At 69.8% G+C, this 13,110-nt stretch carries 8 protein-coding genes; all 8 read left to right on the forward strand.

The features are described from left to right. Positions 1-113: 113 nt before the first annotated feature. The 8 genes from OHS18_RS20565 to OHS18_RS20600 all read left to right on the forward strand — a co-directional run bounded on the left by OHS18_RS20565 (position 114) and on the right by OHS18_RS20600 (position 13,110). Positions 114-2,375: a serine/threonine-protein kinase gene (locus tag OHS18_RS20565; RefSeq protein ID WP_328618145.1), complete on the forward strand. Its 2,262-nt coding sequence runs from the start codon at positions 114-116 to the stop codon at positions 2,373-2,375. 25 nt (positions 2,376-2,400) lie between these two features. Beyond that, positions 2,401-3,696, forward strand: coding sequence for a hypothetical protein (locus tag OHS18_RS20570; RefSeq protein ID WP_328618146.1), 1,296 nt, complete (start codon positions 2,401-2,403; stop codon positions 3,694-3,696). Then, positions 3,693-5,549, forward strand: a complete 1,857-nt coding sequence (locus OHS18_RS20575) for an AAA family ATPase (protein ID WP_328618147.1) — start codon at positions 3,693-3,695, stop codon at positions 5,547-5,549. The genes OHS18_RS20570 and OHS18_RS20575 overlap by 4 nt, the downstream gene beginning before the upstream one ends. Beyond that, positions 5,546-6,196, forward strand: a complete 651-nt coding sequence (locus OHS18_RS20580; RefSeq protein ID WP_328618148.1) for a 4Fe-4S single cluster domain-containing protein — start codon at positions 5,546-5,548, stop codon at positions 6,194-6,196. Before OHS18_RS20575 ends, OHS18_RS20580 begins: the two co-directional genes overlap by 4 nt. Further along, positions 6,184-6,789, forward strand: a complete 606-nt coding sequence (locus OHS18_RS20585; protein ID WP_328618149.1) for an FHA domain-containing protein — start codon at positions 6,184-6,186, stop codon at positions 6,787-6,789. Before OHS18_RS20580 ends, OHS18_RS20585 begins: the two co-directional genes overlap by 13 nt. Before the next feature lie 5 nt (positions 6,790-6,794). Then, positions 6,795-7,535 carry a PP2C family protein-serine/threonine phosphatase gene (locus OHS18_RS20590; protein WP_328618150.1) on the forward strand — a complete coding sequence of 247 codons (741 nt, stop codon included), beginning with the start codon at positions 6,795-6,797 and terminating at the stop codon, positions 7,533-7,535. Positions 7,536-7,699: 164 nt separating this feature from the next. Beyond that, a complete protein-coding gene (locus OHS18_RS20595; protein ID WP_328450239.1) occupies positions 7,700-10,486 on the forward strand; it encodes a hypothetical protein in 2,787 nt (928 codons plus the stop codon). Positions 10,487-10,578: 92 nt separating this feature from the next. Further along, entirely contained in the window at positions 10,579-13,110 is a 2,532-nt protein-coding gene (locus tag OHS18_RS20600) for an AAA family ATPase (protein ID WP_328618151.1), read from the forward strand.

Raw genomic sequence — 13,110 nt, forward strand, 5'->3', positions numbered from 1 at the left:
GAGAGGCGTTAACGGACAGAAAGATGACAATTCGCGGCACGCCCGTAACGAAGGTGTCCCCCGATCCGTCAAGAAGATCCGGTATCGATTGCGAGAGCAGGAGGAAGGATCGGATGGCCGAGCCGAACGCCAGCGGCGAGCCCAGCGCCACGCGCCGCGAAAGCCCCGCCGGAGCCGGCCCGAACCCGACCCGTCGCGAAAACACCGGCGCCGCGCAACCCGACGCCACCCGGCGGGAAGCGGAAGCACCGGCTCCTTCCTGGTCCGGTCTGTCCGCCGATGCGCTCCCGGCCGCGCTGGCCGCCCGGCTCGGCGGGTTCGAGGCGCTGCCCTCCTCCGGCGGTGAGGCGCAACTGGCCAAGGTGGCCGACACCGCACACCCCGGGACCGACCTGGTGCTCAAGGTGTACTACGCGCACATCCGGCCGGACGTCGAGGTGTGGGCCCAGCTCGCGTCGATCCGGTCGAAGCACGTCGTCCACGTGGTGGAGACCGGCGCGCTGGCCGACGGCCGGGTGTTCGAGCTGATGGAGTACCTCCCGAACGGGAGTCTGCGCGACGCCGGCGCCGGGAAACACACATTCGACCCCGCGAGCATCAAGGAAATCGTCCGTCAGCTCGCGACCGGGCTGAGCGCCCTGCACGCACGGCGGATCACCCATCGCGATCTCAAGCCGGAGAACGTACTCGTCCGTGGCACCAGCCCCGCGATCGAGCTGGTGCTGGCCGACTTCGGACTCAGCCGCAAGCTCAACAGCACCGCGCACTTCACCACCGTGGCGCGGACCGCGGCCTACGCGGCCCCGGAAACCGGAGTCGGGCATGTCTCGCCGGCCCTGGACTGGTGGTCCCTCGGCATCGTGGTCCTCGAACTGGCCACGGGGCAGCAGCCGTTCCGCGGCCTCGACGACCTCATGATCCAGAAATTCGTCACGACGAAGCCGGTGCCGGTCGACGCGATCACCGACGCCCGGCTCAATCGGCTGTGTGCCGGTCTGCTGGTCTCCGACGAGACGAAGCGCTGGGGGGAGGCCCAGGTCCGCGAGTGGCTCACGGGTGGCGCTCCCGCCGTACCCGACCGGCGGGTGCCCGTCGACGCGACGGAGTTCGAGTTCGACGGACAGCGGTTTCGCGAGCCCGAAAGCCTGGCGGTGGCCATGGCCCGGAACTGGCGCCTCGCGGCGCGCCGCTACGGCGTCTCGCCCAGTCCTTCGTGGAATGCGTTCACCCAGTGGTTGCACCAGTTCGACAGTCCGGACCAGTACCCGGTCGGGGTGGTGGAACAGCGCCTCGATCTGCTCGGCACCCTCGAGCAGAGCAACGAGAAACCGAACGCCAAGCTCCTCCGGCTGCTGGCCGGGCTCAATCCCCAGCAGCCGCCGATCTACCGCCAGGCTTTCATCGACCTGCCGAAGCTGCGTGAACTCGCGAGGCGGGCCCAGGACGGTCCGGACGGGGACAAGGACACCGAGCGGACCCGCGAGATCGTCGACGAGCTCTGGGAGGGCCGCTTGCTGGACGTGCTGGCCGGGTTCCAGGGCGCGGCCGAGCTGAGTCAGGTGGCCGCGCGGTGGACGGCTGCCGTCGGCGAGCTCCGCACGGCGGTGGGGGCGCTGAAACGCAACCCCCGGCTGACGCACGTCTTCGGCACGACGAAGCACCGTTCCGTCGCCCGTGCCGCAATGCTCGAGCTCGCCGCGGGGGCACCGCGCGGAGACGACTGGCTACGCGAACTCGCCGACCGCTCGCGGAAGCTCCCGGTGCCCGTCGGCTGGTTCACCGACCTGCTCCGCTGGGTCGGCAGCGAGCCGGCACGTGCCTATGCGGGGCTGTTCGCCTCGAACGTCGCGCAGGCCGAAGCCCAGCAGGTCGTGGTAGCCCGGCAACAGGCCGAGCAGGCCGAGCGAGCCCGCCAGTCGGCCTGGGCCGCCCGTGAGAGGAGCCGAGAGGCCGGTCGTGGCAGCGCCTTGGGCCGCGCCGCCGCAGGAGCCGCGATCTTGTGCGGCCTCTGGTTGCTCGTCGTGGTCCTCTCTGCGAAGACTCCCGCACTGGCCTTGGTGTCGGTGGCCGTGGCCACCCACTTCGCCGCCGAGCTGGCCCTGGCCCACCTGACCGCGGCCGACTACCACCCGCGGTACTCGCTGTGGCAGGCGTTCCAGCTGGCGCTGGGCCGGATCGGCGGCAGGTTACGCGGCTCACCACGCTTCTGGGCCCTCGGCATCATCGCGATGCTGGTGGCTCTGGCCTTCATCCCGTGGCTGGTACCGATCGCGGCGATCGCCGCCACGATCGCGCACACCGTCTGGGCTGTTGGCAGGTACAACCGGTGGTCGGCCGCGCACGAGCAGGAACACCGACAGGCTTTGACCCGATGACGGCGAAAACGGACAGAGGTGCTCGATGAGTGGCGAAGGCATGATCGGCGTCGCTGTGGTGGCGGTGGTCGGCGGGTCGGTCTGGCTGGCTGCCCGCGGCGTCCAAGCCGGGGCGCTCGTCGCGGCCCGGTCCGTGGACCTGCTCGGCGCCGGACTCACCAAGATCGGTGACCGGGCCGAGCGGAACCGGGCCGATTGGGAGGCCGGAAACACCGCATTGCTGGCATGGGAGTCCGCCGCCCGGAGGGTGATCGACCTCAACGCGCGGATCGATGTTTTGCGACACCACGCGCCCGCGGACCTCGCGGCCGGCCTGCCGGCCCCGCTCAAGCCGTGCGCGGAGTCGCCTGCGGAGCTGGACAACTGGTGCTCCGCGACCCGCGCGACACTCGACCACTTCGAGCAGGAACTGCGGCAGCGCACCGAACTGGCTGTGCTGTCGGTGCTGCGGCACACCGTCGACCTCGAGCGGCCGGTCACCGCGCAGGAAGCGTTCGACAAGTACCACGAAGTGATGACCCGCAGAGCGGCGCGACAGCGCACCACGCCTCCGAGCGCGCTCGCGGCGGTGACCCGCATCGTCGGCAGGCTGACGCCCGAGGCGTCAGCCCAGGACCGCGCGGACGTGCTCGCGGCCGCCGCGCAGGTCGCCGTGCCGCGGCCGGACGTCGATCACGACACGTTGCTCGACGAGCTGCGGCTGCGGGTCCAGCGAGCCGACGCCCGGGCCCGCGCGCGTCGCACCGAGGCGATTTCGGCGGCGAGGCTGCTGCAGGCGATCCCCACCGGCCCGATCGATCCGGATCTGGCCGTGGTGCGGACCGAGCTGGAGTCGGTGGTGGCGGCGAAGCGGCGGCTGGATGCCGATCTGCAAGCGCGGGCCGCGAAGGCCGCCGAACGTGTCCGCCGCGAACTCGAGCACAGCTACGTCCGGGCCTCGGTGGCGGACACTCTGGCCGGCCTGGGGTACACGGTCGACGAGGGCTTCGCCACCGTGACCGGCAACCCGGACCGGCTGCGCCTCGTCCGCCCGGACTGGAACCAGCACGCCGTGCAGCTCGTGATCAACGACGAAGAGGTGCGCGCCGCGGTCATTCGCCTCGAGGACCGGCCGGGAGCGGACGCCCGACGCGAAGACGCCGAACGCGAAGAAGAGTGGTGTGGCGACCTGGACAAGCTCCGCACCGCGCTCGACGGCTCCGGCATGCACGTCGTCGAACGCCACCTGGTTCCCCCCGGCGAGCGGGTGGTACCGGTCGCGAAACGCTCGGAGCGACCGGCTCCCGCCCGCCGGCAGATCCGACGGGAGCATGACCGGTGACCGACCAGCACATGGGCCCGGAGCTGCCCGCCTTCGTCCGCGAGATCGACTCGACGCTCGCAGTCCATTCCCAGTACGTCCTGCACGACAACATCCGAGACGTCTTCCTGCGGCGCTCGCCCGATCGCGGGCCGCAACTGGTGCCACTGCGACAGCTGCTGTGGCAGGTGTTCGAGCGCAGCGGCTACGAGTTCCTCCTGGTATACGACCAGGTCGACGGTCTGTCCGTATACCCTTCGACCGACGATGACCGCGGCCGGCGGGCGACCGAAGCAGCCCGCCGGATGCTCGGAGAAGACGTCGCGAAGAGTCAGGCGCCGTCCTTGGACCGGTTGCCGCGTTACCTCTCCGCCGTCACCCAACCCCACAAGGGGCGAGCCGCATGCCTCATCGACTACGGCTCGCGGCTCGCCCTCGATGTGTCCCGGCTGGACGCGTCCGAACGTGACTTCTTCCTGTTCTGCCTGAAGCTCTCGCGCACTGCCACGCCGGGACCGGGGCCGGGGCACCGGCCGAGCCCCCTGTACAACCCGATCCTGTGGCTCGTCGACCGCGAACTGGATCTGCCGGTCTGGCTCACCGCCGACAACGAACGGTTCCGGGTGATCGGGCTCCCGCGCCCCGATCTCGGTGATCGCGAAGACACCGCGCGCCTGCTCGGACCGTCCTTGGGCGGTACCGGGCACCCGGAAGCGGCCGAGCGGTACCACGTGTTCGCCGAACGTTCCGAAGGGTTGACGCTGCGGGACATGTCGGGGGTGATCCGGCTGGCTCGCGACCGTGGGCTCCAGCTGTCCGACCTGCCCGACGCCGTGCGCGTGTACAAGCTCGGGGTCCTGGACAACCCGTGGCGGCGGAGCTTTCTCCACAAGCGGATCGCGGACGGCGAGAAGAGCGTCTCCGAGAAGGTCATCGGTCAGGAACACCCGGTCAGGAAGACGCTGGACATCCTGAAGCGGGCGGCACTCGGCCTGTCCGGTGCCCAAGCCAGGGTCTCCTCGAATCGGCCGCGCGGCGTGTTGTTCTTCGCCGGCCCCACCGGTGTCGGCAAGACCGAGCTGGCGAAAGCCGTGGCGTCATTGGTGTTCGGTGACGAGAGTGCCTACCTCCGGTTCGACATGAGCGAGTTCTCCGCGGAGCATTCGGGTGACCGGCTGATCGGTGCCCCGCCCGGCTACGTCGGGTACGAGGTCGGTGGTGAGCTGACCAACGCGGTGCGCCAGCAGCCGTTCCGGGTGATCCTCTTCGACGAGATCGAAAAGGCGCACGCGCGCATCCTCGACAAGTTCCTCCAGATCCTGGAGGACGGCCGGCTCAGTGACGGCCGAGGTGCGACCACGTACTTCTCCGAGTGTGTGCTGATCTTCACCTCGAACCTCGGTGTGAGCACGGTCGATCCGGCCACCGGCAGGCGAGAACCGAACATCTCGCCGGAGGATTCCTACGAGGTGGTGGAGACGCAGGTCCGGGCGGCCATCGCCGACCACTTCACCACGGCGCTCTCACGCCCGGAGCTGCTCAACCGGTTCGGGGACAACATCGTCGTGTTCGGCTTCATCTCACCCGAAGCCGCCGCAGAGATCTTCGGCCAGCAGCTGGACAACATCCTGCGGCGGGTGCTCGAAGAGCAAGACGTGACAGTCGAGGTCTCCGATCGGGTGCGTGACCGGCTTCGCGCGTGGTGCACCGCGGACCTGACGAACGGCGGTCGCGGCATCGGCACCGCGTTGGAGTCGTTTCTGATCAACCCGCTGGCGCGGGAGCTGTTCGACCGCAACTTCGCACCGGGGACCCGGGTCACGATCGCCGATGTGTCCCGGCACGGCCCCGACGTGGAACTGGAGCTGGTATGACCGCTGTCCGCATCAACCGGATGCATCACCCCCTCACCGTCCTCGGACACGGAATCCGGGCCGGGATCTGGTTGCAGGGCTGCACGATCGGCTGCTCCGGCTGCGCGTCCCGCGACACCTGGGATCCCGGTGCCGGCGAAGAGGTCGAACCCTCGGCCGTCGTGCGCTGGCTCGACTCGCTCGACGGCCCCATCGACGGTGTCACGGTCTCGGGCGGCGAGCCCTTCCAGCAACCGCGCGCACTCGCGGCCCTCCTCGGCGAGCTGGACGAATGGCGTCGCGGCCGCGACGGCCCGGCCGACTTGCTCGTCTTTTCCGGCTACACCCATGCTCGGCTGTCGGCCCGTCCCGACTGCGCCGACGCGTTGAGCCGCTGCGACGCGGTGGTGACCGGGCCCTACATCGAGAGCCGCAACAGCGGCACCGAACTACGCGGCTCGGACAACCAGGAACTTGTCACCCTCACCCCCTTGGGAGCCGAGCGCTACGGCCCGTTCACGGACACACCGGCTCCGGCAATGCAGCTGTCTCTGGAAACGGACGTCGTCCGGCTGATCGGCATCCCTCGTCGTGGCGACCTAGACCGGTTGCGCGCCGAGCTGACCGCACGGGGCATCACAGCGGAGGCCGTCACGTGGCTGGCGTGATCTGTTCGGTGTGCGGCACCGAAAACGCCGACAACGAAACCCTGTGCAAGACCTGTGGCATGCTGCTGGCCGAAGCCGGGGAATCGCGCGCCACCGAGGCGAGCGGATCTCCGGCACCTTCGGCCCCTGCTTCCGGCACCGTCGCCGGCAGCTGCCCGGCGTGCGGCGCCGAGATCCCCGATCCGGCGAACCTCGTCTGCGTCGACTGCCTCGAGCCGCTGGCGCCGCAGCCGGCACCAGCAGCGGCGGCGGCGCGCACCCGACGGGACGGTGGGGCGCTGCGCCTCGTGTTCGCGGAACAGCCGGTCGACATCCCGCAGCCGGGGTCGATCCTGCTGGGCCGAGACCCGGGCCATTCTCCGGTGGCGGCCCTGTTCGCCCGGCACGACAACGTCTCCCGTCGGCACGCGAGCGTCGGCGTCGAGACCGATGGCCGGGTCTGGGTGCGGGACGAGTACTCCGCTAACGGCACGTTCGTCAACAACACCCCGGTGCCCCGGGGCCAGACCGCATCGCTGGCGCACGGCGACCGGCTCCGCATCGCGTCCGACGTCGTCGCGCTGGTGGAGTTCGGGCCGGGCGGGCAGCCGTGACTTCGGTGAGCGCCGGTATCCCGGTCGTCCGGGTCACGGTGATGACGCACCGCGGCGCCGTCCGTGGCGCCAACGAAGACGCACTGGTCGTCGGCTCCTTCACCGCCTGCGGTGTAAGCCTTTCCGATCCCGTCACACACGAAGTCCCGTTGTCCTCACCGGTCGTCGTCGCCGTCGCCGACGGAATGGGCGGGCACGCGGCTGGCGACACCGCTTCCGCTCACGCGGTACGGACGCTCGCGTTCACGTCACCCCAGGACGAGACCGCGGTAGAAGCGGCGCTGGAGCAGATCGACATCGATCTGCTCGGCATGGGCCGCGCCGATCCGTCCGTGGCCGGTCTGGGAACCACGGTCGCGGGCGTCCTCCTGACCGCGGAGGGCAGCACCCACTTCGGGGTCGGCGATTCGCGCGTGTACCTCGAGACCGGCGGTTACCTGGCCCAGGTGTCCGTGGATGATCGCGGACCGCTGGGCGGGCTTTCCCAGTGCCTCGGCGGACGCGTCGATGGAACCGGCCTGAAAACGACCGCCGGACCGCTCGCCGGCGCCGATCGGCTCCTCCTCTGTTCGGATGGGCTGAGCGACCTGGTGGACCACGACACCATCGAGGAACTGCTCGGCGGTCCCGGCGGGTCGGCGAGAATCGTCAAATCTTTGTGGGCCGCCGCGATGAACGCCTCCGGCCGCGACAACATCACCATCGCACTCGTCGAATTCCGCCAAAGTGCCGAGGCCGGTTCCTGAACGCCCGCCGTTCGCCGGGCATTCGCCGACGGGACACCGACATAACAGCACAGCACCATAATGGATGGGGCAAGGCCTCAGCCGGCGATCCCCGTGGGCCTCGACTGACCAATGTCGGTACATTTGCGGGACCGGTCCCGTCCGAAATGTGCCATCCTGGAGGGATGGGGAGAACGGGACCGCTCGGCTTTCTCGGGGCCGACGCGCTGGTGAAACTGCTCGGCGCGCTGTGCTTGCGGCCGCGGCTCGGGGATCGGCCTCGGAAACTCGACGAACAGTGCGAGTGGACCGATTATCAGGACGAGCGGTCCGAACGGCGTGGCCTGCCGATGGTGTGCCTGGTCCGGCCGCCGGAAAGCGCGGATGTGCTGACCGCGGTCGCGGGCCGGCTCAAGACCGCGAAACCGCAGGGCAGCATCCGGTACGCGCGTCCCGGGCTCGCCCAGCACGAAGGCCGGGACGAGGCCGGCGCCGCGACCGCGGACTCCGTCACCGTCCTGCGGGACATCCTGCGGGAGGCGCGGAAAGAACTCGGCGACAGCGCGACGGCGCACACCAGCAGGCTGCCGTTCCCGCTGTTCGACCTCGTCTACTGGCTGATGCTGCAGGACTACGACGGCCGCGACGATCCCGACGGTGTGCTGCGGCGCGCGATCCGGCGGATCAGCCTCGCCGAACGGTTCAGCGCGTCCGCCGAGGACGCCGTCAAGCAGCTGCCGGAGAACCAGGGCATCTGGAAGGTCTTTTCGCTGCTCGTGCGCGGGCTGACCCTGCTGACCTTCCGGATCGCGGTCACCGGGCGGGTCCCGCTGCTGTCCGGGCGCTACCGCTGGTTCCGGCGGCAGCCGCACCTGGCGCCGGAGATGTCCGGCAGTTTCGTGCGGTTCGCCCGGCGCCTCACCGAGGGGCAGTGGCAGGAGGAGGCGCCCGAGTACGTCTGCCGGCTGCTGCTCAACGCGTTCCTCGAGGACCTGCGGCGCGCGTACCGGCTGCGGCCGTGGCGGGTGTGGCGGCGGCGCCGGATGACCTACCCGGTGCTGCTGCTCGACGAGGTGAGCGTCGGCAACGGCGGCTACCGCCTGCTGGAGCTGGTCAACTCGGTCCGCAACCAGGTCGGCCTCTTCGACCCGCTGCTGGTGGTCAGCGCCAGCCCGGCGCCGCCGCCGGACGCGTCGCCGACCTCGCGCCGCCCGCAGTTCCAGGCGGAGCAGGCGCGCGCGGCCTACGTGGCCTGGCAGAACCAGCTCGAACGCGACCGGCGGGAACGTCAGCCGACCGCCTGGTACCTGCCGATCGGCGTCCGGCCGCCCGCCGAGGGCGACGAGCCGAAGGTCCAGCAGATGCTGCAGACCCTCGGCAGCGACTACCGGTTCCGCCGGCAGGTGCGGCCGCCGTGGTGGGCGAGCCGGTGGACGCGGATCGGCGTGCCGGTCGTGGTGGTGGCGCTGGTCGCCGGGTTCGTCGCCTACCGCCACCACGACACCTACGCCGAGCACTGCGGCTCGGACAACCCCTGGCTGATCTGGACCGGCAGCGAGTGCGTCGGCACCACGGACGGCTCCCAGGACGTCTTCCAGCCGTCGGACGCGACGATCCGCCAGGTCGAAGCGGTGGTGCTGGACCAGAACCACCGCGCGGAGGCGCTGCACGAGGCCCACCCGGAGCGGCCCTACATCACGCTCGTCGTGCTGGAGGCGCTGACGTCGTCCAACCACCTCGCCGACGGGCTGACCACCGAACGCGAGTCGGTGGAAGGGTTCGCGGTCGCCCAGCTGCGGCAGCTGAACGCGCCCGGGTCGGCCGACCCGATCGTCCGGCTGCTCATCGCCAACGCGGGGCGCGACATGCGGGAAGGCGTGCGGGTGGCGAACCAGCTGCGGCTGCAGGCCCAGCAGGACAGCAGCATCGTCGGCGTGGTCGGGCTGGACCTGAGCAGCGAGCCGACCCAGCGGACGATCGCCGCGCTGACCAACGCCGGGCTGCCGATGGTCGCCTCGACGCTGTCCGCCGACCCGCTGGCCGACCTGAATCCGATGTACTTCCAGGTGACGCCGCAGAACCGGCGCGAGGCCGCGGTGGCGGCCGGGTTCGCCGAACAGCTGCCGGGCCCGCGCGTGGTCCGCGTCTACTACTCCGACGACGACGCCGACCTCTACAGCACCAACCTGCGTGACGACGCGCTCAAGTCGTTCCGGGACAAGGGTTTCCGGGCCGAGGCGCGGGCGTTCACCCCGGACGGCGGCCCCGGCGGACCGCCGTCCCACGTGCGGTACGGCGAGACGCTGGTGGGCAACGCCGGCGCGGCGGGCCGCGACACCTGTTCCTACGACGGTTTTGTGTTCTTCGCCGGCCGGGGCGTCCCCGACTTCGGCCAGTTCATCAGCAGCGCCGCCCAGTGCGGCAGCCGCGCCACGGTGATCGGCGACGACGACGTCACGCGGTTCGTCGCCGACCAGGGCGAACGCCAGCGCAACCGCGCGCTGCCGTACTACTACATGTCGTTCGCCACCGCGCCGGTCACCGAGCCGAAGGGCGCGGCGCTCGACTTCTACACGACGCTGGACCAGACACTGTTCCCGTTCGAGCGGACGCCGGAGGGCCGCTCGTACGACGGCCACGCCGCGCTCGCCTACGACGCCGCGCAGGTGATGATCGTCGCGGCGGCGTACCTGCGGGAGACCGCCGCCGAAATCCCGGTGACGCCGGGCGCGATCTGGCGCGAGATCACCGCGATCCACACTTCGCGCCCGGACGCCAAGCAGGTCAACAAGTACCTCGAAGGCGTCACCGGCACCATCGACTTCGGTGGCGACATCGGCCGGAACGTCCCGCAGAACAAGCCGGTCGCGGTGATGGGGGTGGCGGGCGGCGAAGTCGACAAGGCCGTGCACGGCTTCTGCGGAGCGGCCGACGGTCCCACGTCCGACACCTGGTGCCCGCCCGACCCCTAGACCCATCGAGTGCCGCGGTCACGGGTCGTCAACCTCGGTGACCGTCAGCGAATCCTCTTTTCTCCGGGCGCCGGCGGCCGGATGATGGGCAGATGGCCGCGCCGAGGTGGAAGCGAGCTGCGTACGTCGGTTTGCCCCTTGCCATCCTCGTGGTGCTCGTCGCCGCCGGGATCCGGTTCTCCTGGTTCGCCTCGTTCGCCGACCCCGCGAACGGCGGCTGGCCGTGGGTCGAGGCCCTCAGCTGGATCGTGGGCATCGGCGCGGGCATCACATCGGTGGTGGTGCTCCTGGTGCCTCGACGCGGGGAGATACCACAGGCGCCGCCACCGAAACCGCGCCACTATTCCGAACTGCTGAATCGCAAACACCAGTTCGACGCCCTGCGCAAGCGGTTGTCCACGGGACCACCCGGAGTCGTCACCGTGACCGGGGAGGCGGGCATCGGCAAGTCGATGCTCGTGAAGACCGTGCTCAAGACGCTCAGAGAGGAGACATCGCGCCCGCGGGTGTGCTGCCACACGGTGGTACCGCATGTCCGTTTCGACATCCAGCTGCTGATCGAGGACATCCGGCGGCACGCCGGCCTACCGGCCGTGGCCGAGGACGGCGAGTCGTCGCTCGAAGTCTTGACAGCCGCCTTGGCAAGCGCCGGCCAGGAGCGCCTCATCATCGTCATCGACGCCGCGCAGCACCTCCCCCGGAGCGGCGAAGACCGGTACCTCGACCTGCAGATCGACGAAGCCTTCGACCGGATAGACACCGATCGGCGGCACGGTGTCACAGTGGTACTGCTGAGCACCGAGCTGCTGCAATCCAAGGCGGGGCCACGTTCCTGGCTGAAGGAGTCCGCATCGATCAGGTTGTCCTGGCTGCCGCACACCGAGTTCGACATCCTCCTCGACCGGGCGGGGCTGACCGAATTGCGGAAGAATCGCACGGAGCTCCGAAGGCAATTCCAGGGCAACCCGGGCTGTATCGCGTTGATGCAAGCGAGAAACGAGCTCTCCGACCGAAAGCGCGGCCACGAGGAACTGATGGCACCCTTGGGCCCCACCGTCACGGTGCCCGACCTTCTCAGGGTGACGATCGAAGAACTCAGGGAGCCACACCGGAAGGTGGTGCACGCGCTCGCCGCCTGCGGAACGCCGGTCGAGGACAAGACTGTCGTCGCGCTGCTGACCGGTGAGGTGGCGGACGTCAACGTCGCCGCTGCCCTGACGGAGCTGACCGAGAACCGGCTCGTCACCAGGACGTCCGACGACCTCTATTACCTGTGCGTGGACGACCCGGCCGCACTCCTGCCGCCGACCGGCGGAGACCGGAAGAAGCTGCTGAAAAGGGCCGCCGACGAACTCGGCAAGCTGCTGGTGGCCGAGCCCACCGGACCCGACCAGCTACGGCTGCACCTCGCGCAGTTGCAGGTCCTGCTCGCCGCGGAACGGTACGAGGTGGCCTACGACGCGATCGAAGTGATGGTCGGTTTCCTGGCCAAGTGGAACTGCCGGCTCATGCTCCTCGACCAGCGCGAGCAACTCCGGGGCCGGCTGGGCGACGAGATCTGGGAAATGCTGAACGACAGCGAACTCGGCGCGCTCTACAGCGAAAAAGGCTGCTTCCCCGAAGCGGATAAAGCCTACGGACGTGCCCTGGCGTACGCGAACAAGCTGGGCCAACCGGAAGTGCGCACCCAGATCCGGGCGAACTTCGCCGCGATGTACTGGCAGGAGGGCAAGACCGACCTGGCCTTCAGCTACTACGAACTGGCCCGGTCCGACGCCCGGGCACAGGGTGAGACCGAACCACTCGTGCAAGCGCTTCTGGGCCTCGCCGCCTGTCACCGCCACTGGGGGCAGTACGACAAGGCCATCGCGCGGGCGAACGAGGTCCTCGCCGTAGCCGGCGTCGAGGCGGCTCAGGTCGTCAAGGCGTCCCTCCTCCTCACCCGCTGGTACACCGAAACCGGCGACCGGCCCGAAGCACGCGCGCGGCTCGCCGCGGCACAGCAGGCCGCGGCCGGGAACCCGCGGCTCGAATTGCTGTGCTCGGACGCCGAAGCCGACGTATTCCTTGCCCTGCGACAGCTCGGCCCCGCGAAAGCCCGGGCGGTCGAGACTGTGGAACAAGCGCTGGTGCTGCAGGATCCCGTCGCCGTCCTGCAGGCGCGGACCACGCTGTGCATGGCTTGTCTGAGGACGGGCGACCTGGGAGAGGCTGCGCTCCACATCGAGGACGCCTGGCGATACCGCCGCCTTGACCGGGCTCTCATCGTGCTCGCCTTGCGCGCTGTTGTCACCCTGGGGACCGACCGTGACGGCGCACGACGGCTGTTCGGTGAACTGGCCGAGCAAGCCGAGAGCAGGATCAAGAGCGACCTGCGGGACTTCGGTGCTCACGACATGCTGGGCCTCGCCATCTGCGGCGTGCTCCTCGACACCGACCGGAAGCTCGATGGCGCGATCAATGCGTTCGACACCTCCCGGACGATCACCCAGGGCGCGGATACGGTGCTGCTGGAACGGCTCGAATTCCTGGTGAACCTGCTGGAAGGCCACACGCGCACCCCCCATCGGCTGGAGCCGGTCCTCGAGGCCTTGTCCGGTACCCGCACGCGACCGCCCGAGTGA

Origin of the sequence: Amycolatopsis sp. NBC_00355 (assembly GCF_036104975.1) — a bacterium.
In the GTDB taxonomy this organism is placed as follows: Bacteria; Actinomycetota; Actinomycetes; order Mycobacteriales; family Pseudonocardiaceae; genus Amycolatopsis.

Excerpts from the sequence above, each read along its gene's own strand:
- OHS18_RS20565 (WP_328618145.1), top strand. The coding sequence starts at position 114 with ATGGCCGAGCCGAACGCCAGCGGCGAGCCCAGCGCCACGCGCCGCGAA.
- OHS18_RS20600 (WP_328618151.1), top strand. The coding sequence starts at position 10,579 with ATGGCCGCGCCGAGGTGGAAGCGAGCTGCGTACGTCGGTTTGCCCCTT.
- OHS18_RS20595 (WP_328450239.1), top strand. The coding sequence starts at position 7,700 with ATGGGGAGAACGGGACCGCTCGGCTTTCTCGGGGCCGACGCGCTGGTG.
- OHS18_RS20570 (WP_328618146.1), top strand. The coding sequence starts at position 2,401 with ATGAGTGGCGAAGGCATGATCGGCGTCGCTGTGGTGGCGGTGGTCGGC.
- OHS18_RS20580 (WP_328618148.1), top strand. The coding sequence starts at position 5,546 with ATGACCGCTGTCCGCATCAACCGGATGCATCACCCCCTCACCGTCCTC.